The organism is Bradyrhizobium sp. GCM10028915, assembly GCF_042666195.1.
Lineage (GTDB): Bacteria > Pseudomonadota > Alphaproteobacteria > Rhizobiales > Xanthobacteraceae > Bradyrhizobium > Bradyrhizobium canariense_D.
Genome location: NZ_JBHTFN010000071.1, coordinates 303261 through 329166, shown reverse-complemented (window position 1 = coordinate 329166; position 25906 = coordinate 303261). Strand labels below are relative to the sequence as shown.

20 protein-coding genes are annotated in these 25906 nt (G+C 64.3%); 8 read left to right on the top strand and 12 right to left on the bottom strand.

All coding sequences use genetic code 11. From position 1 onward, the window contains the following. Nucleotides 1-92: 92 nt before the first annotated feature. The 6 genes from ACFQX9_RS37185 to ACFQX9_RS37160 form a co-directional block, all read right to left on the bottom strand. On the bottom strand, nucleotides 93-1490 hold the full coding sequence (locus ACFQX9_RS37185) for an NAD(P)(+) transhydrogenase (Re/Si-specific) subunit beta (RefSeq protein ID WP_085349147.1): 1398 nt from the start codon (nucleotides 1488-1490) through the stop codon (nucleotides 93-95). A 42-nt stretch (nucleotides 1491-1532) separates the two neighbouring features. Beyond that, nucleotides 1533-1850 carry a proton-translocating transhydrogenase family protein gene (locus ACFQX9_RS37180; protein WP_018453812.1) on the bottom strand — a complete coding sequence of 106 codons (318 nt, stop codon included), beginning with the start codon at nucleotides 1848-1850 and terminating at the stop codon, nucleotides 1533-1535. Between the two features lie 11 nt (nucleotides 1851-1861). Next, entirely contained in the window at nucleotides 1862-2989 is a 1128-nt protein-coding gene (locus ACFQX9_RS37175) for a Re/Si-specific NAD(P)(+) transhydrogenase subunit alpha (RefSeq protein WP_007596279.1), read from the bottom strand. Between the two features lie 136 nt (nucleotides 2990-3125). After that, on the bottom strand, nucleotides 3126-3278 hold the full coding sequence (locus ACFQX9_RS37170; protein ID WP_007596280.1) for an aa3-type cytochrome c oxidase subunit IV: 153 nt from the start codon (nucleotides 3276-3278) through the stop codon (nucleotides 3126-3128). Between the two features lie 185 nt (nucleotides 3279-3463). Then, nucleotides 3464-6349, bottom strand: coding sequence for a cell division protein (locus ACFQX9_RS37165; RefSeq protein WP_026232600.1), 2886 nt, complete (start codon nucleotides 6347-6349; stop codon nucleotides 3464-3466). Nucleotides 6350-6559: 210 nt separating this feature from the next. Continuing rightward, the gene (locus ACFQX9_RS37160) at nucleotides 6560-8467 is read right to left on the bottom strand and encodes a M3 family oligoendopeptidase (RefSeq protein ID WP_018453809.1); all 1908 of its coding nucleotides are present in this window, start codon (nucleotides 8465-8467) and stop codon (nucleotides 6560-6562) included. A gap of 127 nt (nucleotides 8468-8594) precedes the next feature. Here ACFQX9_RS37160 and ACFQX9_RS37155 point away from each other — a divergent pair, with 127 nt between their 5' ends. From ACFQX9_RS37155 to ACFQX9_RS37145, 3 genes are all read left to right on the top strand, one after another. Beyond that, entirely contained in the window at nucleotides 8595-10088 is a 1494-nt protein-coding gene (locus ACFQX9_RS37155; RefSeq protein WP_018453808.1) for a sigma-54 dependent transcriptional regulator, read from the top strand. Between the two features lie 362 nt (nucleotides 10089-10450). Continuing rightward, nucleotides 10451-12631: a L,D-transpeptidase family protein gene (locus tag ACFQX9_RS37150; RefSeq protein WP_085349146.1), complete on the top strand. Its 2181-nt coding sequence runs from the start codon at nucleotides 10451-10453 to the stop codon at nucleotides 12629-12631. A gap of 287 nt (nucleotides 12632-12918) precedes the next feature. After that, complete coding sequence (locus tag ACFQX9_RS37145; RefSeq protein ID WP_377791987.1) at nucleotides 12919-14541, top strand: DUF882 domain-containing protein; 1623 nt, start codon at nucleotides 12919-12921, stop codon at nucleotides 14539-14541. Nucleotides 14542-14556: 15 nt separating this feature from the next. Here the strand turns inward: ACFQX9_RS37145 and ACFQX9_RS37140 are convergent, their stop codons facing one another. From ACFQX9_RS37140 to ACFQX9_RS37130, 3 genes are all read right to left on the bottom strand, one after another. After that, complete coding sequence (locus tag ACFQX9_RS37140; protein WP_085359457.1) at nucleotides 14557-14976, bottom strand: hypothetical protein; 420 nt, start codon at nucleotides 14974-14976, stop codon at nucleotides 14557-14559. Between the two features lie 60 nt (nucleotides 14977-15036). Then, nucleotides 15037-15309 carry a DUF2312 domain-containing protein gene (locus ACFQX9_RS37135; protein ID WP_007596286.1) on the bottom strand — a complete coding sequence of 91 codons (273 nt, stop codon included), beginning with the start codon at nucleotides 15307-15309 and terminating at the stop codon, nucleotides 15037-15039. Nucleotides 15310-15518: 209 nt separating this feature from the next. Further along, the gene (locus tag ACFQX9_RS37130) at nucleotides 15519-15821 is read right to left on the bottom strand and encodes a DUF1244 domain-containing protein (RefSeq protein WP_007596287.1); all 303 of its coding nucleotides are present in this window, start codon (nucleotides 15819-15821) and stop codon (nucleotides 15519-15521) included. Nucleotides 15822-15998: 177 nt separating this feature from the next. On the opposite strand from ACFQX9_RS37130, the gene ACFQX9_RS37125 reads away from it, so the two are divergent. Both ACFQX9_RS37125 and pyk read left to right on the top strand, forming a co-directional pair. Then, a complete protein-coding gene (locus ACFQX9_RS37125; protein WP_377791986.1) occupies nucleotides 15999-16592 on the top strand; it encodes a DUF1036 domain-containing protein in 594 nt (197 codons plus the stop codon). Beyond that, the gene (gene pyk / locus ACFQX9_RS37120) at nucleotides 16589-18025 is read left to right on the top strand and encodes a pyruvate kinase (RefSeq protein ID WP_027570348.1); all 1437 of its coding nucleotides are present in this window, start codon (nucleotides 16589-16591) and stop codon (nucleotides 18023-18025) included. The genes ACFQX9_RS37125 and pyk overlap by 4 nt, the downstream gene beginning before the upstream one ends. 151 nt (nucleotides 18026-18176) lie before the next feature. Here pyk and ACFQX9_RS37115 read toward each other — a convergent pair whose 3' ends face one another. Next, the gene (locus ACFQX9_RS37115; RefSeq protein ID WP_026232596.1) at nucleotides 18177-18857 is read right to left on the bottom strand and encodes a helix-turn-helix domain-containing protein; all 681 of its coding nucleotides are present in this window, start codon (nucleotides 18855-18857) and stop codon (nucleotides 18177-18179) included. 268 nt (nucleotides 18858-19125) lie between these two features. Between ACFQX9_RS37115 and ACFQX9_RS37110 the strand changes: the two genes are divergently transcribed. Then, on the top strand, nucleotides 19126-20109 hold the full coding sequence (locus ACFQX9_RS37110; protein ID WP_247475620.1) for a phosphatase PAP2 family protein: 984 nt from the start codon (nucleotides 19126-19128) through the stop codon (nucleotides 20107-20109). Nucleotides 20110-20338: 229 nt separating this feature from the next. Here ACFQX9_RS37110 and ACFQX9_RS37105 read toward each other — a convergent pair whose 3' ends face one another. Beyond that, entirely contained in the window at nucleotides 20339-20503 is a 165-nt protein-coding gene (locus tag ACFQX9_RS37105) for a Flp family type IVb pilin (RefSeq protein ID WP_007614256.1), read from the bottom strand. Nucleotides 20504-20801: 298 nt separating this feature from the next. On the opposite strand from ACFQX9_RS37105, the gene ACFQX9_RS37100 reads away from it, so the two are divergent. Beyond that, on the top strand, nucleotides 20802-22316 hold the full coding sequence (locus tag ACFQX9_RS37100) for a hypothetical protein (RefSeq protein WP_377791985.1): 1515 nt from the start codon (nucleotides 20802-20804) through the stop codon (nucleotides 22314-22316). Between the two features lie 62 nt (nucleotides 22317-22378). Then, nucleotides 22379-23563, top strand: a complete 1185-nt coding sequence (locus ACFQX9_RS37095) for a glycosyltransferase family 87 protein (RefSeq protein WP_085359465.1) — start codon at nucleotides 22379-22381, stop codon at nucleotides 23561-23563. A 330-nt stretch (nucleotides 23564-23893) separates the two neighbouring features. On the opposite strand, the gene ftsH is transcribed toward ACFQX9_RS37095, so the two are convergent. Beyond that, entirely contained in the window at nucleotides 23894-25816 is a 1923-nt protein-coding gene (ftsH, locus tag ACFQX9_RS37090; protein WP_007596301.1) for an ATP-dependent zinc metalloprotease FtsH, read from the bottom strand. Nucleotides 25817-25906: the final 90 nt, after the last annotated feature.

Sequence of the window (25906 nt, the reverse complement as noted above, 5' to 3'; positions counted from 1 at the left end):
ACGTCACGGCAGCCGCACGCCGCCTGGTGAGCGGTGTGCCACGCGACGCGCTGCTCGCGCGTCGCATTGGCAATGGCCCGCTTGCCTCCGCGCTACATCGCCTTGACGATGTTCTCGGTGACCTTCTTGGCGTCGCCGAGCAGCATCATGGTGTTGTCGCGATAGAACAGCGGATTGTCGATGCCGGCATAGCCGGAAGCGAGCGAGCGCTTGATGAACATCACGGTGCCGGCCTTCCAGACCTGGAGCACCGGCATGCCGTAGATCGGCGAGGTCTTGTCCTCTTCGGCCGCCGGATTGGTGACGTCGTTGGCGCCGATCACGAAGGCGATATCGGCCTGCGCGAATTCGGAGTTGATGTCCTCGAGCTCGAACACCTCGTCATAGGGCACGTTGGCCTCGGCCAGCAGCACGTTCATGTGGCCGGGCATGCGGCCGGCGACCGGGTGAATGGCGTATTTCACCTCGACGCCTTCTTTCTTCAGGATGTCGCCCATTTCACGCAGCGCATGCTGAGCCTGTGCCACCGCCATGCCATAGCCGGGCACGATGATGACCTTCTGCGCGTTCTTCATGATGAAGGCGGCGTCGTCGGCCGAGCCGAGCTTGGCCGGCTTCTGCTCGCCGCCGCCACCGCCGGCCGCCGCGGTCTCGCCGCCGAAGCCGCCGAGAATGACCGAGATGAAGGAGCGGTTCATCGCGTGGCACATGATGTAGGACAGGATCGCGCCGCTTGATCCCACCAGCGCGCCGGTGATGATCAGCGCGGAATTGCCGAGGGTGAAGCCGATGCCGGCCGCGGCCCAGCCCGAGTACGAGTTAAGCATCGAAATCACGACCGGCATGTCGGCGCCGCCGATCGGGATGATCATGAGGACGCCGAGCGCCAGCGCGATGATGACGATCAGCCAGAAGTCGAGCGCGCTGCCCGTCATGACCAGCCCGACGATGAAGACGACCAGCGCGATCGCGAGCGCAATGTTGATGATGTGGCGGAACGGCAGGATGATCGGCGCACCGCTCATGCGCGCGGACAGCTTCAGGAACGCGATCACCGAGCCGGTGAAGGTCAGCGCGCCGATGGCGACGCCGAGCGACATCTCGACCAGGCTCTGCGGATGGATGTTGCCGGGGCTGCCGATGTCGAAGGCCTCCGGCGCGTAGAACGCACCGGCGGCGACCAGCACCGCGGCCATACCGACCAGCGAATGGAACGCGGCGACCAGTTCCGGCATCGAGGTCATCGGCACCCGGCGGGCGATCACCGCACCGACGCTGCCGCCGATCGCGATGCCAAGGATCACGAGGATCCAGGCGAGGCCGTCCGCCGGCGGATGGCTGGCCAGCGTGGTGGCGACCGCGATCGCCATGCCGATCATGCCGAAGAAATTACCCTGCCGCGATGAGGCGGGGCTGGACAGCCCGCGCAGTGACAGGATGAACAGCACACCCGCCACGAGATACAGAACTGCAGCCAGATTGGCGTTCATCTCAGGTCCCCTTTGTCTTTGTCACCCCGAGGTGCACGCCGCTCACTTCACCTTCTTCTTGTACATCGCCAGCATGCGCTGGGTGACAAGGAAGCCGCCGAAGATATTCACGCAGGCGAAGATGAGCGCGATGAAGCCGAAGCCGCGCGCCCAGCCCGAGCCGCTCGAGATCATGCCGACCCCGACCGCGAGCAGCGCACCGACCACGATCACCGAGGAGATCGCATTGGTCACGCTCATCAGCGGCGTATGCAGCGCCGGGGTCACCGACCACACCACGAAATAGCCGACGAAGACGGCGAGAACGAAGATCGACAGCCGGAAGACGAAGGGGTCGACGACCTGTGCAACATGCTCCATGGCGGCTCTCCTTACGCTTTCGGCTGGAAGTTCGGGTGGATGACGGCGCCGTCTCGGGTCAGTGCTGTCGCTTTGACGAGTTCGTCGTCCCAGTTCACGGCCAGCGCCTTGCTGGTCTTGTCGACCATCGTTTCGATGAAGTTGAACAAATTGCGCGCGTAGAGGCTGGAGGCCGACGCCGCGACGCGGCCGGCGACGTTGGTGTAGCCGACGATCTTGATGCCATCGACCTCGGCGACCTCGCCCGCTTTGACGCCTTCGACATTGCCGCCGCGCTCGACGGCGAGATCGACCAGCACCGAGCCCGGCTTCATCGACTTGACCATGTCGGCGGTGACGAGCCTCGGCGCCGGCCGGCCCGGAATCAGCGCGGTCGTGATCACGATGTCCTGCTTCTTGATGTGCTCGGCGGTGAGCGCGGCCTGCTTGGCCTGATACTCCTTGGACATTTCCTTGGCGTAGCCGCCGGCGGTCTGTGCGTTCTTGAATTCCTCGTCCTCGACGGCGAGGAATTTTGCACCGAGCGATTCGACCTGCTCCTTGGTGGCGGGCCGGACGTCGGTCGCGGTGACGACGGCGCCGAGACGGCGTGCGGTCGCGATCGCCTGGAGGCCGGCGACGCCGACGCCCATCACGAACACTTTGGCGGCGGGCACCGTGCCGGCCGCGGTCATCATCATCGGGAAGGCGCGTCCGAAGGCCTCCGCGCCCTCGATCACGGCGCGGTAGCCGGCGAGGTTGGCCTGCGAGGACAGCACGTCCATCACCTGCGCGCGCGTGATGCGCGGCATCAATTCCATCGCGAAGGCGGAGACACCGGCATCGGCGATCGTCTTCAGCGCGGCCTCGTTGCCGTAGGGGTCCATGATGGCGATGACGAGCGCGCCGCGCTTGTACTGCGCCAACTCGGAGGCTTCAGGGCGCTTCACCTTGATGATGATGTCGGCGTCCTTCAGCGCGTCGGCGCTGACGGTGGCGCCCACGGCGGTGAATTCGGAGTCCGGCAGGCCCGACTTGAGGCCGGCGCCCGGCTCGACGGCGATCTCGGCGCCCAACGCCTTGAACTTCTTCACCGTATCCGGCGAAGCGGCGACCCGCGGCTCCGACGGATCGATTTCCTTGGCAACGGCGATCTTCATAGGCCCTCCGGCGACGCGGGAAGAAGCGCGCACGCGAACTTAGCGTTACTCCCGCAACGTGGGATACCGGTTTTCAGTCCGGCTTGATTGCAAATTTTATAGGCACCGACGACACTGGCGGTGCTGCAGGGATGGATCAGGTCAGGAAGATCGCCATCAGGATCACGATAAGCGCGACCGAGACCGTGCCGTACTTCACCAGCTTGATGAAGCCCTCGTAGGTCTGCTCGTGGGCAACGTAGTCGTTGCCGTCGGCGGTGCTGTACGCCACTTCGCTATGGTCAGCCATGAATTGTCCCCAGTCGAAAGTCGAATTTCGTGGCTGGGATACCGCAAACTTCCGGGCAGGGCAACGGCACGGAGGCGCGGTTTCCCGGCAAATCAGGTCATTTGGAATTCCAATGGGCGGGAATTCGGCTCAGACCGGTGATCCGCCCGTCAGAGGCGGTCTCCGATGCCACGAGCCGAGGCCTCTCAGCGCAGGCCGAGCGCACGGCGGACTGCGCCGATCGGCTCCACCTTGCTGTCGCAGAAGTTTCGCTTTGCGCAGCGTTCTCCCGGAACGTTGACGACGATTGCATCCGCGCCGGCATCCTCGGTGAGAAAACCGTGGCTCATGTGGAAACCCAGCGCGCGGTAGACCTCGAACTGCTCCTCCGAGAAGAACTGGTCACCGGTGGTTTCATGCGGGAAGGTGTCGTTGCGGCGTGCATAGTCGCGGATGTAGTCGTTCTCGTCTCCGGTCAGGGACGACTTGATGTACACGAGGTACCCCTTTTCCCCCGAGCCGTAGTCGATGGTGCCGACCGCCACGTGCGGTCCGCCCGCCGTGCGCCGGGCCGGGGATTTGGTTGCGTTGCACTTCATCCACTCGAGCGTGGTGTTGCGGATCGGCGTCCACGGCAGATCGATGATGATCCCGAGATCGATGCGCGCATAGCGCTGCAGCGTCACCAGGGATGAGAAATTCATGGGTGCATCGGCTTCGGCGTCAACCGCGATGATCACCTTGCAGCGTCGTCGCAACAACTCGTAGACACCGAGATTCTCGATGTGTCCGCCGTCCGTCAGGTAGACCGCATCGGCATTCTCGTAAAGCCGGCCCGAGATCTCAGACCATAGAAACAAAGGGGTCGAGTGGTGCTGCGGCTTGTCCTTTGTCGAGACCCAGCGCGGGTTCTTCAACCAGTACCCCAGGCGCACGTTGAGGAGCGCCAGGGTCGGGGTCAGCGAGCGGATCGACCCCGAGCCCATGTTCGACGAAGCGGCGGCCCCGGAGATTGCCATCGCGGTCGCAAGATCGAGGCCCGGCGCGACCTTCTCGAATGCCGGTGTATTCGCATAGCCAGTGGCCTCGCTGCCGACGTGCAGCGGCGAGAATATGAAGAAATCCGCGTTCCGTCCCCGCCGATTGGCGAAGTCGGATCCTTGGATGTTCAGCGCGGCGTTGATGATGGGATATGGCGAGGCCAGGCTGCATTTTTTCGATGTCGCGACCGTCATCGCTCCCGCTGGATCGACCCCGTAGACCATCTGATGTAACAGACCGCTCAGCTTCTCCTCGTCGAGCGGAAGGAAATCCCTCCCCTGGTCCAGACTCGGCATGTTCCGCGACGGCTCCCCGTCGGCGTAATAGAGCGGATTGAACAAGAAGGCCTTGCTGAGGCGATCACGATAGAGCCGGTGCAACGAATTGGCATTCGGCCCGAGAACCCACGACAGGCCGAACATGGCCGAGCCCGACAAGAAGTAGAGCAGCATCATCCGCCAGCTGACACTGTTGCCGAACTGGTACTTCGACCAAGTGAATTTGTCCGGGGACTGCAATGACGCAACGGAAAACAGCCATGCGGGAATGTGCGAGATCGGCCCCACCGGCTTGGAGACGACGACCTTCGCTTCGCGATTGGTGATTTCGGCCGAGAGCTTGCGGGTCGCCGAGTCAAACTGGACATTTCCCTTGACATCGACACCGGCCGCGGGCGGCACGGGTTGCACGCCAGCCGCTCCCCACTCCTCGATCATGGGGTATTGACGGTAGGCGGCGTCGAGCGTCTTGTCGTTCGCGATGCCCCAATAGCAAAGATAGAGATATCCGACCCAGATCAGCAAGGGCAGCGCCAGTCCCGCGACAAGCACGGCTGCTTTCGCCGCATGGGCGAGCAGGCGTGATCCCAGGTCCGAGGCGCCGGCGCCCTTCAGCAGGTCGGCGAATTGCTGCCGGAACAGCGTGACAGCCGCCGCAACCGGCGCAGTGATGGCCGCAAGCGATTGGACCCACTTGATTGCAACGCCGCCAATGATGCCGCCGGACTGAGTCGTGTTAGCGTCGGCGACATCGAACATCTGGGCGATCATGAAGGGCTGAAATTCGAAGAAGCAGATGGCGGCAAGCAGAACGAGATAGGTCGCGCCGACCGTCGACGGATAGCCGCGGAATTCACCTCCCTTGGTCGACGAAATCGATCGCAGCACTGCCCAGCCAAAGAAAAGCGCAAGGCCGAGCAGGACCGCTGCAAGCGAAAGGCCAAAGTGATCGACATTCAGGCAGCTGGCGATCGCACAGATGAGACCCATCGCAAACGCAAGACCGGCCAGGTACCGAAACAGCTCGCGCCGCCCGACTTTGAAAAGGCGCCCGACCAACAAAAGCAGCAAGGCGACAACAAGGCCGACAAGAAAGAAGGCAGGCATCAATCCCAGGCTGGAGAGGGGACCAAGATTGTGGGTGTCGTCGACGCTCAGGCCGAAGAAATTGGTCGTATAGAGTGACGAGCGTGCGGCGTTGGACAGGATCGTGATCACTGCAACGAGCAGTACGACCGGCAGCGTCAGGCTCAGATTGGCAACGAGTCCACGCACGACGATTGCGACGCCGGTGATCAGGTCGCGCGCGCCGGCCGGAACGAGATAGTTCGAGTAATTCCGGATATGGCCCACCGCAGGCGTGTCACTGATCTCATTTGCGCTCTCGGCTCCAGGTGTCGGCGTGCTTCCGAAGACGAAATTCTGCGCCCGCGTCATGGTCGCCGTAAACGAACAGCCGGTGTAACCGCCGCCCGATACGGTCGACAGATAGTCGATGTGCTTGATGAGCCCGTGGTGATTGAAAGCCTGCAAGACGCCGAGGCAGATTGCGGAGGATCGGATCCCGCCGCCTGACAGCGCAAGGCCGACCGTGTCGATCGCCTTTTCGTCGCCAGGGTATGCAACGGGATCCATACCCTGGGCTAGGCGGCGGTTGTTGATGGCTGCGAGCTCGCGCTTGACGATCTTCCGGTGCTGCGTCCCCCACAGCTGCTGTTCCCCCACAGCCCGTGGCGGCTCCACCTTGGGGTCTGGGGCACTGATCCTGGCCATGTTCGCCTCCCTGGCCGAGCACACGCGACGATCAACGATCACAGATTGCATTGCAGGTCGAACCCGCCTGCAAGAATTAGTCCGGTCCCGGGCACAAACGTTCAATGTGCATGGCGGGATCTTTACAACCCGCCTCCCCCGTTGTCGGAACAACGGGACACTCGGACGGCCGACCCGACCTGCTCGCTGCAGCGCTGAAGGCGGTTCGGCTCAGCCCATCGCTTCCAGTTCGTCGATCATGCCGGCGATGACGCTCAGGCCGCCGTCCCAGAACTTTGGATCCTTGGCATCGAGCCCGAACGGCCGCAGCAGTTCGGAATAATGCTTGGTGCCGCCGGCGGCGAGCATGTCGAGATAGCGCTCGGCAAAGCCTTCGGCCGCGTTCTCGTAGACGGCGTAGAGCGAGTTCACCAGACAATCGCCGAACGCATAGGCGTAAACGTAGAACGGCGAATGGATGAAATGCGGGATGTACATCCAGTAGTTCTCGTAGCCCGCTTTGATCTCGATTGCCGGACCAAGGCTCTCGCCCTGCACCGAGAGCCAGATCTCGCCGAGCCGCGTCGCGGTGAGCTCGCCGTTCTTGCGTTCGGTGTGGACCGCGCGCTCGAAGGAATAGAACGCGATCTGCCGCACCACGGTGTTGATCATGTCCTCGACCTTGCCGGCGAGCAGCGCCTGGCGCTGCCTTGCGCTCCTGGTCTGAGCCAGCAGCCGACGGAAGGTCAGCATCTCGCCGAACACGCTCGCGGTCTCCGCCAGCGTCAGCGGCGTCGGCGCCATCAAAGCGCCGTTCCTGGCCGCCAGCACCTGGTGCACGCCATGGCCGAGCTCATGGGCGAGCGTCATCACGTCGCGCGGCTTGCCCTGGTAGTTCATCAGCACGTAGGGGTGCGCGGACGGCGTGGTCGGATGCGAGAAGGCCCCCGGCGCCTTGCCCGGACGTACCGGCGCGTCGATCCAGCGGTCGGCAAAGAAGCGCTCGGCGATATCAGCCATCTTGGGCGAGAAGCCGCGATAGGCGGAGAGCACCATGTTTCGCGCATCGCCCCAGCCGATCACGTCGGTCGCAGCAAAAGGCAGCGGCGCGTTGCGGTCCCAATAGGCCAGGCGCTTCCTGCCGAACCAGCGTGCCTTCAGCGCGTAGTAGCGATGCGACAATTTTGGATAGGCCGCGCGCACCGAGGCGACCAGCGCATCCACCACCTCGCGCTCGACGCGGTTGTTCAGGTGCCGGGAATCTGCGACGTCCTTGAAGCCGCGCCAGCTATCGGAGATGTCCTTGTCTTTGGCCAAAGTGTTGGTGATCAGCGCAAAGGTGCGCTCATTGGCCTTGAAGGTCTTTGCGAGCGCCTCTGCCGCGGCCTTGCGCTTGGCGCCGTCGCGGTCCTGCAACAGATTGAGCGTCGGCTCGATCGCGAGCTCCTTGGGCCCGACCTTGAAGCGCAGGCTCGAAATGGTCTGGTCGAACAGCCGATTGAAGGCGGAATAGCCGGTCTGCGCCTTCTCCAGGAAGAGCTGCTCGAGCTTGTCCTCGAGCTGGTACGGTTTCTCCTTGCGTAGATCCTCGATCCAGGGACGGTAGTGCGCGAGCTCGGTGGCCTGCATCGCGCGGTTCAAAATATCGTCATCGATCCGGTTGAGCTCGAGCGCGAAGAACAGCAGATGCGTCGATGCCGCCGTCAGGCGCTCGGAAACGTCGCCGTAAAACTTTGAAATCTTGGGGTCCACGCTGTCGCCGGCATGAACGAGGCCAGCGTACGAGCCGAGCCGGCCGGCGAGGTCGTCGATCGCCTCATAGCGTCGCACGGCTTCTGCGAGCCATTTTCCGCCATCTTCCTTTGCTGTTCCTGTTGCGAGCTTGCCCTTGTAGTCCGTCTCGAACGCGACGCAATCGGCATCCATCTTTGCGAGATCGCGCGCCACTTCCGGCGCATCGATCCCGGAATAGAGGTCGGCGAGGTTCCACTCCGGAAGCTTGCCGGTCTTGCTCGCAGGCTTTGCGGGTGAAGGTCTGGAGGACTTTGCCTTGATGACCGATTGCTTGGTGCCTGGTTTGCGGAGAGCAGACTTTTTGAGAGCAGACTTTTTGAGTGCAAGCTTGGAGCTCGAATTCATTGTGTGGGAAACCTGTGTTCAACAATCGCGACGGCGGGCGGGGGCATCAGGATTTAACAGTGCGTTAATCGGCTTCGGCCAGAGTGCCCCGATTCGAGACAGATAGTAGTAGCGTGCGGGGAACACCATGGCTGCCAGTATTTTGATCGCCGACGACGACGCTGTAGCCCGCCGGCTGGTCGAAAACATGGTGCAGAAATGCGGCTATGAGACGATCGTGGTGGACTCCGGCGATGCGGCGATCGCCGCCCTCACCGCCCCCGACGCGGCCATCGACGGCGTCATCCTCGATCTCGTGATGCCCGGCCTCGACGGCATGGGCGTGCTGGCGAAAATCCGCGAAGCGGGTCTCAGCATCCCCGTCATCGTGCAGACGGCCCATGGCGGCATCGACAATGTGATCTCGGCGATGCGCGCGGGTGCGGCCGACTTCGTGGTCAAGCCGGTCGGCCTGGAGCGGCTCCAGGTCTCGCTTCGCAACGCGCTCAATTCGTCCGCGCTCAAGGGCGAACTGCAGCGCATCCGTCACAGCCGCGAAGGCCGGCTGACCTTCTCCGACATCATCACACGCGCCGAGGCGATGGCGGGCGTGATGCGCGCGGCGCAGAAAGCAACAAACTCCTCGATCCCGGTGCTGATCGAGGGCGAGTCCGGCGTCGGCAAGGAGATGTTCGCGCGTGCCATTCATGGCAGCGGCGAGCGCAAGGCCAAGCCGTTCGTCGCGGTCAATTGCGGCGCGATCCCCGACAACCTCGTCGAATCCATTCTGTTCGGTCACGAGAAGGGTGCCTTCACCGGCGCCACCGAACGCCACACCGGCAAGTTCGTCGAAGCTCATGGCGGCACGCTGTTCCTGGACGAGGTCAGCGAACTGCCGCTGAGCGCGCAGGTCAAGCTGCTTCGCGCGCTCCAGGAAGGCGCGGTCGAGGCGGTCGGCGGCCGCAAACCCGTGAAGGTCGACGTCCGCATCATCTCGGCGACCAACCGCAGGCTGCTCGAGCGGGTCAAGCAGGGCCACTTCCGGGAAGACTTGTTCTATCGCCTGCACGTGCTGCCGCTGACGATCCCATCGCTGCGCGCCCGGCGCGAGGACATTCCGCATCTGCTCAGGCATTTCCTGGCGCGCTTTGCCGCCGAGGAGAACCGCCCCATCACCGGCATCAGCGGCGAGGCCGTTGCGCACCTTGCCCAACTCGATTGGCCCGGCAACATTCGCCAGCTCGAAAACGCGGTCTATCGCGCCGTGGTGATGAGCGAGGGCGACCAGCTTGGCCTCGACGACTTCCCTCTGATCGCCTCGCAGCCGCATCCGGGAACAGACATTCCGACCGCGCCGCTGATGCTGGAGCCGATCGCGGCCCCCTCCGTGGTGTCAGGTAATGAAATACCGATCGCGCCGCTGCCCATGGCGGGTGCCCTCTCAATGCTGACCGCGACCGGCGACGTCCGGCCGCTGGAGGACATCGAGAACGAGATCATCCGTTTCGCGATCTCGCATTACCGCGGGCAGATGTCGGAGGTCGCCCGCCGCCTCAAAATCGGCCGGTCCACCCTCTACCGCAAACTCGATGAGGCCGGGGTTCCCGGCCATGGCGGCAAAAGCGGTGAGGAGACGCACTGAGCCTGAGCGAACGGAGGTTCGTCCGGGCGGAGCGATACGACTGTAAGCCGTTCGTATGACGACGGAATTCGACTGCGATTTGAACCGTGACTTGGAAGTGACAGACACAGGGAAAAGCGCGTGGCAGAAGCGCACAATCCGTTGCCAAGAGGCGTGCTTGAAGTCAGTTTGTCGTGAGTTGTCCCGGGTAGCGCTGGCTGCGAAATCGGGGCCTGTATATCGTCCGCGTAAGATTCGTCTGCGTAGGAATCGTTGCGTGCAGGCGTGCAACTTTCCGAGAGGCCGGCGCGGTTTAGCCGAAGCTCAATAGGCGATAACGAAGCTGTTCCACGGGGGACAGTTCACCCGAGGGGTGCGACACAATGCGTGACTGTTTGAACCACCGTGCAGGCTTTGACCGTGTCTTGATCACGGTCGCGGCGACCTTCCTCACGGTATCGGCCAGCTCAGCCCTGGCGCAGGATCAGGCGCGCAGCAGCGCTGCCGAGCTCGCGATCGAAGCCGCCATCCCGCGCCCCGAACCCGCAAACGTCCCGCCCCCGACCGCATCAGACATCAAGCTCGACACCACCGCCACGGTGGTGGACCCTGCTAAGGAGCCCGCCAAGGAACCCCTGAAGGCCGAATCCGCCCCCGCGCCGGACAAGGTCGAGACCAAGCCTTCCGACGTCGCCACCACGCCCGCCGCCGAGGCGACGAAGAGCGAGACGGCGAAGACTGAACCTGCCAAGACCGAACCTGCCAAGGCCGACACGGCGATCCCAACGCCGGCCGCGCCCGCCACCGCTGCGGCTCCGGCCTCGGAGCCGGTGAGGGCCGCGAGCAACGTTCCCGCGGCCGACCAGCCGGTCGCCGACAAGCTCAAGGACATCATTGGCGCAAAGGCCTCGCGCTATTTCGACCGTAAGAACGAACGCGCTGCGATCGAGAAGTTCTACGGTGCACGCGACTTCGCGCCGGTCTGGAGCCAGGGCGGCAGCCTGACCGCTGCGGCCAAGGGCGTGATCGCACGGCTGAAGGACGCGGCGTCCGACGGTCTCAATCCCGCCGATTACCCGGTGCCGGACTTCGCGGCCGCCACGACACCCGATACGCTCGCCGATGCCGAGCTCAAGCTCACCGCCAGCATGTTCGACTATGCGCGCCAGGCCCAGAGCGGCCGCATGCACTGGTCGCAGGTCAGCGGCGACATCCTCTATCCCGAGCATCCGGTCGATCCGAACGAGGTGCTCGCCAAGGTCACGACCGCGGCGGACGCCTCCGCGGCGCTCGACAGCTACAATCCGCCGCAAAAACTTTACAAGGAGCTGAAGGCGAAGCTCGCGGAGCTCCGCGGCCAGGGCAACGGCCCGGTGATCGAGATCGCCGATGGTCCGGCGCTGAAATACACCCCGGCCGGCAAGAAGCAGGCTGAAATCGTCGTTGAAGATCCGCGCGTGCCGCAGCTGCGCGCCAAGCTCGGCATCACCGAGAACGCCAGCGACACCCGCTATGACGCGGCGGTCGCCGAAGCCGTGCGCAAATTCCAGAACAGCGCCGAGCTCAAGGCGACCGGCATCCTCGACGACAAGACGGTCAGGGCGATCAACGCCCCGAAGCGCGACAAGCAGATCGACGTGGTGCTGGTGAACATGGAGCGCTGGCGCTGGCTGCCGCGCGACCTGGGCGCGCCCTCGCTGGGCGATGCTTATGTCATCCTCAACATTCCCGACTACACGTTGAAGGTGATGCAGCGCGGCCAACAGGTCTGGACCACCCGCGTCGTCACCGGCAAGCCCGGCACGCATGCGACCCCGCTGCTCACCGAGACGATGAAGTACATCACGGTCAATCCGACCTGGAACGTGCCGCCGTCGATCGTCTACAACGAATATCTGCCGGCGCTTCAGCAGGACCCGACCGTGCTCCAGCGCATGGGTCTCAAGCTCGAACAGAACCGCGATGGTTCGGTGCACATCTCGCAGCCGCCCGGTGAAGCCAACGCGCTCGGCCGCATCCGCTTCAATTTCCCCAACAAGTTCCTGGTCTATCAGCACGACACGCCGGACAAGAACCTGTTCGCCCGGGACGAACGCGCCTTCAGCCACGGCTGCATGCGCGTGCAGAACCCGGATCAGTACGCCTCGGTCCTGCTCAACATCGCGATGCCGAACGAGAAGTACACGCCGGAACGCATCCGCAGCATGTACGGCAAGAGCGAGATCGACCTGAAATTCCCGACCCCGATCCCGGTCAACATCACCTATCAGACCGCATTCGTGGACGATGGCGGCAAGCTGCAATTCCGCAAGGACGTCTATGGCCGCGACGCGACCATGATCAACATCCTGAAGAACGGTCGCGGCAAGGATCTCGAGAACGTCGTCGCGCACTCCCAGCCGAGCTATTCACGCCCGGCGACGACACTGCCGAACGGGGTGTTGGCGGCCAACAACGGCGGCTCGTCCGGGCCGAATTTCTTCGAGCGGCTGTTCGGAGCGCCCACCCCGCCGCCGGCCCCGGTCGGCCGCCGGCCGCAGCAGCAGCGGGTATTCACCCGCTGAGCCAGGCCGCCCGGCGCCTGATTTCCTGAAATTCTGCAGTAAAATCAGCGACCTCATCCTCTGGATGGGGTCGCTTAACGTTAACCATTCTCCACCTGACCTCAGGCAGCGGGCGTTTTTTTGCCACACTCACCCGGTTAGGTTCGCGATCTGACTTGGTTTGGGGGCGGGAAGGTCAACCTCGAATTAACCTTCTCGCTTTAACAAAGCGTTCATCCTCTTTCGCGCGCTAACGGGGTTAGCGGGAGAGTCCATTTTGAACGCTCGTCGACTGGGTGGGCTCTAACGTGCTGACTGGAATCGCACGCCAATTCGCTGTGCTGTCGTTGTCCCATGCGGGAGTGAAGGCCGGATCCAGAATCGGCCTCGCTGCCGTATTGCTGCTTGCTGCCGCGGGTTCAGTTCACAACGCCGCCGCGCTCAACGAGACCAAGACGCTCTCCTTCCACCACACCCATTCCGGCGAAGACCTCACCGTCACCTTCAAGCGCGACGGACGCTACGACGAAGCGGCGCTGAAGCAGCTCAACCACTTCCTGCGCGACTGGCGCAGCCAGGACGAGACGGTCATGGACCGTCACCTCTTCGACATCCTCTGGGAAGTCTACCGCGACGTCGACGGCAAGCAGCCGATCCAGATCATCTCCGCCTACCGCTCGCCCGCGACCAACTCCATGCTCCGCCGCCGCTCCTCCGGCGTGGCGCGCTTCAGCCAGCACATGCTGGGGCATGCGATGGACTTCTACATCCCGAACGTGCCGCTGGAGCAGATCCGCTTCGCCGGCCTGCGCCTCCAGCGCGGCGGCGTCGGCTTCTACCCGACCTCCGGCTCGCCGTTCGTACATCTCGACACCGGCAGCATCCGGCATTGGCCGCGCATGACGCATGACCAGCTCGCCCGGGTCTTCCCGGACGGACGCACCGTCCACCTCCCGACCGACGGCACGCCGCTGAAGGGCTATGAGCTCGCCAAGGCCGAGATCGAGCGGCGCGGCAGCGGCGAGGATTCCGGCAGCAAGTCGAATTTCTTTGCCGCCCTGTTCAAGGGTAAGCCGGCTCCGGCCGCCACAAGCAACGACGAGGATGACGAGGGCGCGCCCGCTCCGGCCGCGAAACCTGTCGCGCCGAGCGTGGTGGCCGCCGCGACCAAGCCGGCCGATCCGGTGCCGACGCCGCGCGCCAAGCCGTCAGTCGCGGCGACGATCCAGCTCGCCTCGGCCGATATGCAGATCGTCGCGCCGCCCAAACCGAAACCGGCGCCTGTGGCTGACAAGCCGGCCGCCGGCAAATCTGCTGACGCCAAGCCCGAGACCCCCGCCGACATCATCAATGCCCGCGGCTTCTGGGATACCCCGACTGCGCCGCAGCAGGCGACGCCGGCCCAAATTGCTGCGCTGAAGGCACGGCAGGCGCTTGCCGCCGCCACCGATCCGCAGCCGACCGCGAGCGTGTCCAGCGCCGCCTATCAGGCCCTGGCCTACGCGCCGGCGTCCGCCTCACCGGTCGACCGCGCCAACGTCGTCGCCGCCTCCGCGCCGATCCCGCGCTCCGCCCGTGCCGCCTCCGCGTCGCGTAACCTTGCGCCGGCGACCGAGATCAACACGGTAGTCGGTAAGCGCGTCGACGGCATGGTCGCAACCGCGACCCGGCTCTCCGCAGCCAAGGGCGAAAGCATCTGGCTCAAGATCGTGATGCTGTCGCCGAGCGCCAGCCGCGCGATGTCGGTCACGCTGATGGGTGAGCTCGACACCGCCGCAATGCGCGCCTACTTCGTCAAGCCGCAGTCCGTGATCGCCATGGGTTTTGCCGACGATCCGATGCAGGGCCTGTCCTGCGACAGTTTCTCGGGTACAGCCACCGCCAAGCTCGAGACGACGTCCTTCGTCGTGCGGACGGCTTCGCTGCGCTGACGTCTTCGCGCGCCGCTAACGCTTCCTCCGTCGATCCAGATGATACGTCAACGCCAGCGACAGGCAGACCGATAGGTCCTGCTTCGGCAGCTTGCCCGACACCGGCAACAGCAACGCCCTGGTCTGCCGATATTCGAACTGATCGGGAAAGCGTTCGCGAAAGGTATCGACCAGCGTCGTCTTGCAGTTGAACAGAATCGCGGCGTGCGCGGAGTCCTTCAGGCGGCCGAGCCGGATCGTGCTGCCACTGCCGGTCTCTTCGGTCAGATAAGCAGGCTCGCCCCATTTCAACGTTTCGGTAAGACGGCCGATGCCTTCATGCGCCGCGGCGGCCGCGAAGATCAGTTCGCGTACCCAAAGCAGCCGCTTGCCGATCGACGCCGGAAAAGCATCGTAGGCACGGCTTACCTCGCGCGGCAGCGGCGGCGCAGTCACCGCGGTCTCCTTCGATCGGCATAGTGTCGCCCTGGCGAAAGCCAAGACGACACCGATAGCTCAGATCATCCCCAGTGCTTGCATGTAGGTCTCGAGGATCGTCTCGGCCTCGGCGCGCTCGTTCGGGTCCTGCTTGCGCATGCGCACGATGGTGCGCAGCGCCTTGACGTCGTAGCCGTTGCCCTTGGCCTCGGCGAATACGTCGCGGATGTCGTCGGAGATCGCCTTCTTCTCTTCCTCCAACCGCTCGATGCGCTCGATGATGGACTTGAGCTGGTCCTTGGCAAATTTCGTCGCGGGCTCGTCGTCGCGGACGGCGGCGGAGGTGGCCATCTTGGTACTCCCAATGGAACTGGCAAAACGAGGTGACGCCGGCATCCTCACCGCGCGTGCTGGTTAGACCCTTAGGGTTGGGACCTCTCGCGTTCAAGGCAGCATCGCGCTCGTCCACAGCGCGCCCACACCTTCCTGCGGCGTGTCGAAGAAAGCGGTTGTGTGATGCGACTCAAAGGCACCGCAGATCAGGCTGCCGGCGAGGCCGTTCAGTGCCCCGGATGAACCTTCTTCATGGCATCGAGCTGCTCAGGCGTGGCCGCGCCCTGGTATTTCGACTTCCAGGCCTCATAGGGCATGCCATAGACGGCTTCCCGGCTCTCATCCTTGCTCAAGGCGACGCCTTGGGCGTCGGCGGCGTCCTTGAGCCAGTTGGACAGGCAGTTGCGGCAGAAGCCTGCGAGGTTCATCAGGTCGATGTTCTGGACGTCCGTCCGCGTCTTCAAATGATCGACCAGGCGCCGGAAAGCGGCAGCCTCGAGTTCCGTTCTGGTTTTGTCGTCAATTGCCATGGCTGGATCCCTCGGCTTTGCGAATTGGCTGTGACCTGGATGGGTCACCCTTACGAGATCAGGTGGGGCCTGTCACAGATTTTGCCATATCGCGGCGCAAACGGGCGCGAAGCCGGCTTCAGGCAGTTCCCGGGCCCTACGCCAAATCGTCAATGATCTGATATAGCTTCCGCGACAATGATCGCCGAATCTCCCCGCTCCCGCCTTCGCCTGCTCGCCCGGTTGGTCCCGGTGCTGGTGGTTGGCCTGCTGTACCTCTGGGCCAGCCCGGCTTCCGCCGATTTCCGGCTCTGCAACAACACATCGAGCCGGGTCGGCATCGCGCTCGGCTACAAGGATGCCGAGGGCTGGACCACCGAAGGCTGGTGGAACATCTCGTCGCGCTCCTGCGAGACCCTGCTGCGCGGAACTCTGGTGGCCCGCTTCTATTACATCTACGCCATCGACTATGACCGCGGCGGCGAATGGTCGGGCCAGGCTTTCATGTGCTCGCGCGATAAGGAGTTCACCATCCGCGGCACCGAGGATTGCCTTGCGCGCGGCTATGACCGGACCGGCTATTTCGAGGTCGATACCGGCGAGCAGCGGGCCTGGACGGTGCAGCTCACCGATGCCACCGAACAGCCGTCAAAGCAGCAGCGCGTGCCAGGCCTCCCCGGCCCTGTTGGCCCGGGGGTCCCGGGTTTGCCCAATGGCCCGCCCGGTGGTACGCCCCCCGCCGCGCCTGGCCTCCCGCCAGCTCCCTCGCCCCCGTCTGGAAATAAGCCATGAGGCGTCTTCGCCGTATCAAGATTCTCGCGACGCTTGGACCCGCTTCTTCGGACCTCGCGATGATCCGCCGCCTGTTCGAGGCCGGCGCCGACCTGTTCCGCATCAACATGAGCCACACTCCGCATGACAAGATGCGGGAGCTGGTCGCGACGATCCGCAACGTCGAGAGCAGCTATGGAAGGCCGATCGGGATTCTGGTCGATCTCCAGGGGCCAAAGCTCCGGCTCGGCGCCTTCGCCGAAGGCGCGGTCCAGCTCCAGAATGGCCAGACCTTCACGCTCGATTCCGACAAGGCGCCGGGCGACACCACCCGCGTCCAGCTCCCGCATCCGGAGATCCTGGCCGCGCTGCGGCCGGGCCATTCGCTGCTGCTCGACGACGGCAAGGTGCGGCTGATCGCCGAGGAGACCTCGAAGGAGCACGCGGTGACGCGCGTCGTGGTCGGCGGCCGGATGTCCGACCGCAAAGGCGTCAGCCTGCCCGACACCGACCTGCCGGTCTCGGCGATGACGCCGAAGGACCGCGCCGATCTCGAAGCGGCGCTGGTCACCGGCGTCGACTGGATCGCGCTGTCCTTCGTGCAGCGCGCCGACGACGTGCTCGAGGCCAAGAAGATGATCCGCGGCCGTGCGGCGGTGATGGCCAAGATCGAGAAGCCCCAGGCGATCGATCGCCTCGCCGACATCATCGACGCCTCCGACGCCCTGATGGTGGCGCGCGGCGACCTCGGCGTCGAGCTGCCGCTGGAACGCGTGCCGAGCCTACAGAAGCAGATGACGCGCATGGCGCGGCGCGCCGGCAAGCCGGTGGTGATCGCGACCCAGATGCTGGAATCGATGATCCAGTCGCCGGTGCCGACCCGCGCCGAGGTCTCCGACGTCGCCACCGCCGTCTACGAAGGCGCCGACGCCATCATGCTGTCGGCGGAATCGGCGGCCGGCAAATTCCCGGTCGAGGCCGTCTCGACCATGAATCGCATCGGCGAGGAGGTCGAGCGCGACCCGATCTATCGCTCCGTCATCACCGCACAGCGCCCGGCACCGGAAGCCACCGCCGGCGATGCCATCGCGGACGCTGCGCGGCAGATCGCCGAGACGCTCGACCTGCCGGCCCTGATCTGCTGGACCAGTTCGGGATCGACCGCCGTGCGCGTGGCGCGCGAGCGGCCGAAGCCGCCGATCGTGGCGATCACGCCGAACGTCGCGGCGGGACGCCGGCTGTCGGTCGTCTGGGGCATACATTGCGTGGTGGCAGAAGATGCGCGCGACCAGGACGACATGGTGAGCCGCGCCGGCCAGATCGCGTTCCGCGACGGCTTCGTCCGGGCGGGCCAGCGCGTGATCATCGTCGCCGGCGTGCCGCTCGGCATCCCCGGCACCACCAACATGGTGCGCATCGCCTCGGTCGGCCCCGAGGGCGAAGCGAATATCTAGCTCCGCCGGCACCCGGCAAACAAAAAATGTCGAAAACAACCCCATGCACAGTAGCCGGCGAGTCCGGCGGATGTGCTGAGGTTTTTTGAAAAGGCGAGCTCGAGCAACGGCCTGGGCGCGATCAGGTCCGCCGGTCGATCAGGATGACGTTTTAGGCCCCAACCAGCGCTTTCGCCGTCGGCAGCAGCGTCTGCTGCACGACGAGCCCCCTGGCGCGGGCGTCCATGACGCCGACCGCGCGGAGCGCCAGCAGCGTCACGGTCTGCACGGCATCGCGCATCCTGGCGGGATCGTCGAGATTGTCCGGCGCGAGCGGTCCGACCAGGGCCTCGTGCAGCGCGCCGAGCAGCGCGGTGGCAGCAAGGGCCGTGTCCTGCGCCGGCAGGTGGCCGGCGCGCACGGCGGCGTCGATCCGCGAGGCCATCTCGCCCGCGATCTCGCGCCGACTGGCGAGACGTGAAGCGCTGACATCGACATCGACCGGCTCGGCCAGGATGCCCCAGGCGAGCCTGCGCTGTGACAGGGTATGGACAGCCACGGTGGTGACCGCCGCCGCCAGCGCCGAGGACGGCCCCGGCGCGGCATCGGCGGCTCGCCGGATCGCCGTGAGCTCGTCGCGGGAGACTTCGGCAATCAACTCGGAGATCAAATCGGCCTTGGAGGGGAAGTAGCGGTAGACCGTACCCGCAGCGACGCCGGCGCGAACCGCGACTGGCGCAATCTGCACCGCCGCCATCCCGCCTTCCGCCGCCGCCTCCCGCGCCGCCGCCAGTATCGCACTGCGCCGGGCCGCAAGGCGCTTCACCACTTGATGCGTCCGCCGATAAACCATGGCGCGCTTCCTGTCCCACACGCCGGTCGCACGCCCTGCGGCCGAACGCTTCGTCACTGATATCGCAAATCGCCCCGCAAGGACTGAACAACTATTCAGAGTGGATGACAAGGTGCAAATGCATGAAGCGTCACGCAAAAAAAACGCGAGCTCAAACAGCTAAAAACGTCACGAACTGCTTTGGTGAAGGGGTAACCACGATCGTTACCGCCATCTTAAACCTGCTCCGCGACTGTGCTGCGGTATCGCGATCCCACCTCGGTGCAGCATGGTCGACACGGACGCCCGGACCGCCTGGCAGCTCTTCCACCTGAACTGGCTTCCCATCTCAGCCATGGGCGGCCTGCTGGCGCTGGGCCTCCCCTTCACCGGCCTGAGCCTCGAACCAGTCGCCTATTGGGTGACGCTGGCAGTTGCTGCAGTCTTGCTCGCGCTGGCCTATGGCCACCGCATCGTCAAAGGCGAGCTTGCCGACCCGAAGCTGCTGTTTTCGCTCGGAACGATCGGACAGATTATTCTCACCTGCGCCATCGTCGGACCGCTCAGCTATGTCGCGGCCAAGCTGAACTGGCCGCTGCAGGACCAGGCGCTGCTTGCGATCGACCGTGCACTCGGCCTCGATCCCGAACCGATCGCGCGATACGTCAACGACCATCCCTGGCTCGCGGACTGCCTGGCTCGCGGATATGGGCTGATCAAATTGCCGCTGCTCGGCATTCCCGTCGTGCTGGCACTGACGGCGCACTATATGCGGCTGCAATTGTTCATGCTCGCGATGAGCCTCGCGCTCGCGGTCACCATCGCGATCTCCGCCGTCGTGCCCGCGATCGGCACCTATTGGGGGCTGCAGCTGTCCGCCGCGCATTTTCCCGAAATCAACACCGCGGTCTATGCCGGGCAGTTGCGCGACATCCTCGCGCTTCGCGACGGTAGCCTGCACGAGCTCCAGTTGTTCTTCCTCGCCGGCATTGTCTCGTTTCCGAGCTTCCACGCCGCATCCGCCGTGCTCTACATGTGGGCGCTGTGGCCGGTGCGCGGCCTCGGCGGCATCGCGGCTGCGCTCAATCTGCTGATGATTGCGGCAACACCGGTAATCGGCGCGCATTACGTCATCGACGTCGCCGGCGGAATCGCAGTCGCCGCAGCGTCGATCTGGGCGGCGAAATTCTATCTCGAATGGCACCGCCGCGCGCAGCAGACGTCTGCCGCGCCTGCGCCGTCGGCGGTCTGGCAGCCCGGCCTCGCGGAATGACAGCCGACAAGTTGCCCTAGGGTCCGCGCGTAGCGGCGTGCCCGCCGGCAACTTTCAATGTTCAATGTTCTCGACGGTGGGAACGCCTGCGCTTTCGGAGCCGCGGCAGACGCTTTGCCGCCCTACAAGCTTGCTACAGCTTCACGACTTCCCAGATCCGGAAATCGTCCGCCAAAAGAAAAGAGCCCCGTCAAGGACGGGGCTCTTTGAATTCGCGATTCGTACAGCGTTACTTGAGGCTGCTCGAGATCGAGGTGAACTTGGCGTTCAACGTGGTGCCCAGGTTATTGACGACAGTGATGATCGCCAGCGCAATGCCGGCGGCGATCAGACCGTATTCAATAGCGGTGGCGCCGGATTCATCTTTCGCAAAACGCGCAACGAGGTTCTTCATAAAGAGCTCCAAATGAGTACACGAGGCTACAACTGATCTGGTCTTTTGGGCTTCCCAGCGCCGCTTGACCATGGAACCGAACGTAGAGGCAAAGAATTGCGCCGCAGTTAATTCGACTGCGGAAACACAGAGCGGTTTGCGTGTATGCGTCGATGGTAAACCGAAATCTAAAACGATCCGTTAAATTGTCGAGACATCAAGCCGGCCCCGCCTCACCGGTTTACCCGGAATTATGACCGCCGTGGTCCAATGTCGATCGCTCGGCACAACGACAAAAACACCAGGACGACGAGGCGGCATGTCCCTTTCCTTTGCCAACAGCATCACGGTGCAGGGTCGTGCGCGAGCCCTGGTGCCGCTGTGCGTCGGTGCGAGCGCCTATCTCTTCTTCGTGTATGTCGGCGACACGCTGCTTCAGGACTCCGACTCGCTCTGGCAGATCAAGATCGGACAATGGATCCTCGATCACCAGGCGCTTCCCTACACGGACTTATATTCCTTCACCCGTCCGGGGGCGCCCTGGGTTTCGACCTCATGGCTGTCGCAGGTCCTGTTCGCCCTCTCCTATGCGCAATGGGATTGGGCCGGCCCGGTGATCCTCACCGCGCTTGCGGTCGCATTGTCGGCGGCGATGCTGGTCGGCCTGCTCGAGGCCCATCTGGAAATTCCGCGAGCGGTCCTGTTCGCGATGTTCGCGCTGTTGCTGTCGCTGCACCACGTTCTGGCGCGGCCACACATGCTGGCGCTGCCCGTGATGATCGCGTGGGTCGGCGTATTGATGGCCGCAGCCGACCGCAAGGGCGCCCCGTCATGGTACTGGCTGCCGCTAATGTCCCTGTGGTCGAACCTGCATGGCGGCTTCGTGCTGGGCCTGGCGCTGATCGGCCCGATGTCATTTGTGGCGCTCTGGGGCATGGAGTCCGGCAAGCAGGTCCGACTGCTGTCGCGCTGGTTCCTGTTCGGTGTTGCGGCACTCGCCGCAAGCTGCGTCACGCCTTATGGCTGGCGCACATTGCTCGGCGCGATCAACATCCTCAATCTGGGCGAGCTGCTGACGATCATCTCCGAGTGGGCGCCCGCGAACTTCGCCTCCTTCAACGCATTCGAAGGCGCGCTGTTCGGCCTGATTGCGATCGGGCTGTATCGCGGCCTGACGCTCTCGCCCCCGCGTATTCTTCTGATCCTGCTTCTGACCTGGATGGCGCTCACCCACGTCAGGAGCATCGAGGCCTTCGCCTTCCTGGTGCCGCTGGTGCTGGCCAAGCCCCTCGGCGAACGGTCTGCGCTGCCGCAGCCTGGCACGCAGGGCGGCGAGAGTTGGGCTGCCCGTTACGTCACCGCGACAGGCGCGCTGATGATCGTGGCCGCAGGCTGGACCTCGACCTCACTCTACATGGCGCATCACCGCTTCACCTTCACGATGGATCAGACACCGGTCGCCGCCGTCGATCTGCTCGAGAAACGCAAGGCGCAACGCATCTTCAACGCCTACCAGTTCGGCGGCTATCTGATCTCGCGTGACATCCCGGTCTTCATCGACGGCCGCGCCGAGCTCTACGGCGAAACCTTCGCCATGGACGTCTTCAAGGCCGTGGAGCTCAAGAAGCTCGACAGTCTGACGCGGCTGCTCGACGCGTACCAGATCGACGCCACGCTCATGGTCGCGGACGCACCGGCCGCCCAGGTGCTGGACCACATCAAGGGCTGGAAGCGGCTCTACGCGGACAACATCGCCGTGATCCACGTGCGAACCGGCGGCACAGAGGCCGGCGCGATGCCGGAAGCGGAGTCCTCGAGGGAAGCCGTCAAGTGAGCGCGTCAGCTCAGCAGCCGATATCCGGTCCATCGCGCCGCTGGATCGGAATTCCTCTCGTGATGCTGCCAGCGTTTTCGATCGCAACGCTCTTCGCCTGGGGCGTCCTGATCTCCACCTTCACCCATCCCGGTTGGATCGGGCTGAACCACGTCGCTCCCGGCACCGACTGGATGGTGTTTTACGGCGCCGTCAGATCGTTGCTCGCCGGCAATCTTGCGCTGGTCACCGATGGTGACGCGTTCACGGCCTATCTCAACCAGTCGTTCGCATCATGGCTCACGGTGCCTCTGGAGTTCCGTCCATGGTTCTATCCGCCCGGCTTCCTCGTTCTGCTGCTGCCATTCGCGCCGCTTGGCTTCATCGGCTCCTATGTCGCATTCCAGGCCGCGACCGCAGGCTTCCTGGCCTGGGCGCTTCGCAACCGGTCCGATCAGCCGCAACTGACGCCCTACATCATCGCGGCCGTGCTGGTCTCGCCATCGGCATCTCTCAACCTGGCCGATGGACAATGCGCCTTTCTCGTTGCCGCACTGCTGGTCGCGGGCGTCAGGCTGCTCGGACCGCGACCGCTCCTGGCCGGGGCAATCCTCGGGCTGCTGAGTTTCAAGCCGCAATTCTTCCTGCTCGTCCCGCTCGCGCTAATGGGGGCGCGCCGCTATGGCAGCCTGTGCGCTGCTGCATGCTCGGCATTCGCATTGGCGGCTGCAAGTGCCATGATTTTTGGCGTCGAATTGTGGCTCTGGTGGATACCGCAGGCGTACAACAATCTGGTCAGCCCCGACGCGAAATGGCTGGCCTATGGCCGCATCTGGGGTCACAGCGTGTGGGCCTGCGCGATGCTGCTAGGCCTGCCGGAGCGGCTGGCCTCCATCCTGCAGCTGGCCGCGATCCTTTCGAGCGCGGCGGCAACGTTCGCGGTCTTTCGCTCCTCGCTCAGTACCAACAACAAGCTGATCGTACTGCTTGCGGCAACCGTGCTGGCAGCCCCGCATTCGGGCCCTTATGACGCGACGCTGCTGACGGTCGCCGTCGTGCTGTGGCTTGCCGCATCGATCGATGCTCCACGCTTTCGCGACTGGCTGATCGGGCTCGGCATCTGGATGGTGCCGTTGCTCAGCCCGGCGGTGTATATTCCGGCGGGACGACTATCGCCGCTCCTCATCGTCGCTCTCATCGGCGTCGTGTTCGGCGCGTTGCGCAGTCCGGCAGGGTCTGGCGAGCCGGCAATGTCGCCGCATTCCTGAATCCAATCTGCGGCTGGCGATGCGGGCGCCGAAGTGATGACGCAAACTCCAGAGCGTGTGCCACCACTTCTAGCGTGATTGGCGAGAGATGGTGGGCGCGGCGCTTAGGCACCTTTGCCTGCCGTACTTCTGAGCTTCCAGTGCAACTGCATCAAAATCGTAAATGCGAGCGCAGTGAAGCAAATCCAGACTGTCACCGCGGATCTATTCTGGATTTCTTCGCTGCGCTCGCAATGACGGGCGCTGAGTTGGCACCACCCGCAAATCACCATCACCAACAAAAAACGCGGCGTTTCCGCCGCGTTTTTCAATTCGATCTGCCGTACGCGATTACGCCTGCGGCTGCGGCTCCAGGCCGGGATCCGGATCGGGTCGCGGGCGCGACTTGCCGGCCGGCGGCACGGCCGAGGCGCGCGGTGTGGTCGGCTCGAGCACGGATTCGCGGTTCGGCTTCTTGCCCTTGAGCAGGTCGATGATCTCGTCGCCGGAGAGCGTCTCGAATTCGAGCAGGCCCTTGGCGAGAGCTTCGAGATCGGCGCGCTTCTCGGTGAGAATACGCGTTGCCTCGTTATAGCCTTCTTCGACGAAGCGCCGGATCTCGGTATCGATCTTCTGAACCGTCGCTTCCGATGCGTTCTGGGTGCGCGACACCGACATGCCCAGGAAAACCTCGTCCTGATTCTCGCCGTAGGACACGGTACCGAGCGCCTCGGACAGGCCCCAGCGCGTCACCATCATGCGCGCCAGACGCGTCGCCTGTTCGATGTCGGACGACGCACCCGAGGTTACCTTCTCGCGACCGAAGATCAGCTCTTCGGCGACGCGGCCACCCATCATGATGGCAAGGCGCGAGGTCATCTGCTCCAGCGACATCGACAGCTTGTCACGCTCGGGCAACTGCATGACCATACCCAGCGCACGCCCGCGCGGAATGATGGTCGCCTTGTGGATCGGATCGGTCGCGACGACGTTGAGGCCGACGATGGCGTGGCCGCCCTCGTGATAGGCCGTCAGCAGCTTCTCTTCCTCGGTCATGACGAGCGACTTGCGCTCGGCGCCCATCATCACCTTGTCCTTGGCTTCCTCGAACTCGGCCTGGGTCACCATCCGCTTGTTGCGGCGGGCGGCGGTGAGCGCGGCTTCGTTGACGAGGTTCATCAGGTCGGCGCCGGAGAAACCCGGGGTGCCGCGCGCGATGGTCTTGAGGTTGATATCCGGCGCCAGCGGCACCTTGCGGACGTGGACCTTGAGGATCTGCTCGCGGCCGACGACGTCCGGGTTGGGCACCACGACCTGACGGTCGAAGCGGCCGGGACGCAGCAGCGCGGGATCGAGCACGTCGGGACGGTTGGTCGCGGCGATCAGGATCACGCCCTCGTTGGCCTCGAAGCCGTCCATCTCGACCAGCAACTGGTTCAGCGTCTGCTCGCGCTCGTCATTGCCGCCGCCGAGGCCGGCGCCACGGTGACGACCGACGGCGTCGATTTCGTCGATGAAGATGATGCAGGGCGCGTTCTTCTTGGCCTGCTCGAACATGTCGCGGACGCGGCTGGCGCCGACGCCGACGAACATCTCGACGAAGTCAGAACCCGAAATGGTGAAGAACGGCACGTTGGCTTCGCCCGCGACCGCACGCGCGATCAGGGTCTTGCCGGTGCCGGGAGGGCCGACCAGCAGCACGCCGCGCGGAATTCGGCCGCCGAGGCGCTGGAATTTGCCGGGGTCGCGCAGGAATTCGACGATCTCCTGCAGGTCCTGCTTGGCCTCGTCGACGCCCGCGACGTCCTCGAAGGTGACGCGGCCATGCGCTTCAGTCAGCATTTTTGCGCGCGACTTGCCGAAGCCCATCGCCTTGCCGGCGCCCCCCTGCATCTGCCGCGACAGGAAGATCCACACGCCGATCAGCGCGATGAAGGGCAGCCAGGAGACCAAGAGCGAGACGAACCACGGCACGTTGTCGCCGGGCGGCTTCGCGGTGATCTGCACCTTGCTGTCATAGAGGCGCTTCACGAGCGTCGGATCGCTCGGCGCATAGGTCTGGAAGCTCGAGCCGTTGGTGAAGGTGCCGTGAATGTCCGGTCCCTGGATTACGACGTCGCGCACATTGCCGCGGTCAACCTCGCTCAGGAGCTGGGAGAAGGCGATGTCCTGCGAGGAGGCGCGCTGACCCGGATTCTGGAAGAGCGTGAACAACGCCAACAGCAGCAGGACAATGATGACCCAGAGGGCGAAATTGCGCAGATTGGCGTTCATCGATCTTCCTTCGTGGTCGCGCGGATCGCGGCCTGAGCCTTGGGCAGTTATTTGGGCAGCGCGAGGAAATCCCCAAGGAATCCTCTCGGT

What these genes read in the sequence shown, in the direction of transcription:
- ACFQX9_RS37185 (WP_085349147.1), bottom strand. Translation starts at nt 1,490, where the DNA reads ATGAACGCCAATCTGGCTGCAGTTCTGTATCTCGTGGCGGGTGTGCTG.
- ACFQX9_RS37180 (WP_018453812.1), bottom strand. Translation starts at nt 1,850, where the DNA reads ATGGAGCATGTTGCACAGGTCGTCGACCCCTTCGTCTTCCGGCTGTCG.
- ACFQX9_RS37175 (WP_007596279.1), bottom strand. Translation starts at nt 2,989, where the DNA reads ATGAAGATCGCCGTTGCCAAGGAAATCGATCCGTCGGAGCCGCGGGTC.
- ACFQX9_RS37170 (WP_007596280.1), bottom strand. Translation starts at nt 3,278, where the DNA reads ATGGCTGACCATAGCGAAGTGGCGTACAGCACCGCCGACGGCAACGAC.
- ACFQX9_RS37165 (WP_026232600.1), bottom strand. Translation starts at nt 6,349, where the DNA reads ATGGCCAGGATCAGTGCCCCAGACCCCAAGGTGGAGCCGCCACGGGCT.
- ACFQX9_RS37160 (WP_018453809.1), bottom strand. Translation starts at nt 8,467, where the DNA reads ATGAATTCGAGCTCCAAGCTTGCACTCAAAAAGTCTGCTCTCAAAAAG.
- ACFQX9_RS37155 (WP_018453808.1), top strand. Translation starts at nt 8,595, where the DNA reads ATGGCTGCCAGTATTTTGATCGCCGACGACGACGCTGTAGCCCGCCGG.
- ACFQX9_RS37150 (WP_085349146.1), top strand. Translation starts at nt 10,451, where the DNA reads ATGCGTGACTGTTTGAACCACCGTGCAGGCTTTGACCGTGTCTTGATC.
- ACFQX9_RS37135 (WP_007596286.1), bottom strand. Translation starts at nt 15,309, where the DNA reads ATGGCCACCTCCGCCGCCGTCCGCGACGACGAGCCCGCGACGAAATTT.
- ACFQX9_RS37130 (WP_007596287.1), bottom strand. Translation starts at nt 15,821, where the DNA reads ATGGCAATTGACGACAAAACCAGAACGGAACTCGAGGCTGCCGCTTTC.
- ACFQX9_RS37125 (WP_377791986.1), top strand. Translation starts at nt 15,999, where the DNA reads ATGATCGCCGAATCTCCCCGCTCCCGCCTTCGCCTGCTCGCCCGGTTG.
- pyk (WP_027570348.1), top strand. Translation starts at nt 16,589, where the DNA reads ATGAGGCGTCTTCGCCGTATCAAGATTCTCGCGACGCTTGGACCCGCT.
- ACFQX9_RS37115 (WP_026232596.1), bottom strand. Translation starts at nt 18,857, where the DNA reads ATGGTTTATCGGCGGACGCATCAAGTGGTGAAGCGCCTTGCGGCCCGG.
- ACFQX9_RS37110 (WP_247475620.1), top strand. Translation starts at nt 19,126, where the DNA reads ATGGTCGACACGGACGCCCGGACCGCCTGGCAGCTCTTCCACCTGAAC.
- ACFQX9_RS37105 (WP_007614256.1), bottom strand. Translation starts at nt 20,503, where the DNA reads ATGAAGAACCTCGTTGCGCGTTTTGCGAAAGATGAATCCGGCGCCACC.
- ACFQX9_RS37100 (WP_377791985.1), top strand. Translation starts at nt 20,802, where the DNA reads ATGTCCCTTTCCTTTGCCAACAGCATCACGGTGCAGGGTCGTGCGCGA.
- ACFQX9_RS37095 (WP_085359465.1), top strand. Translation starts at nt 22,379, where the DNA reads ATGCTGCCAGCGTTTTCGATCGCAACGCTCTTCGCCTGGGGCGTCCTG.
- ftsH (WP_007596301.1), bottom strand. Translation starts at nt 25,816, where the DNA reads ATGAACGCCAATCTGCGCAATTTCGCCCTCTGGGTCATCATTGTCCTG.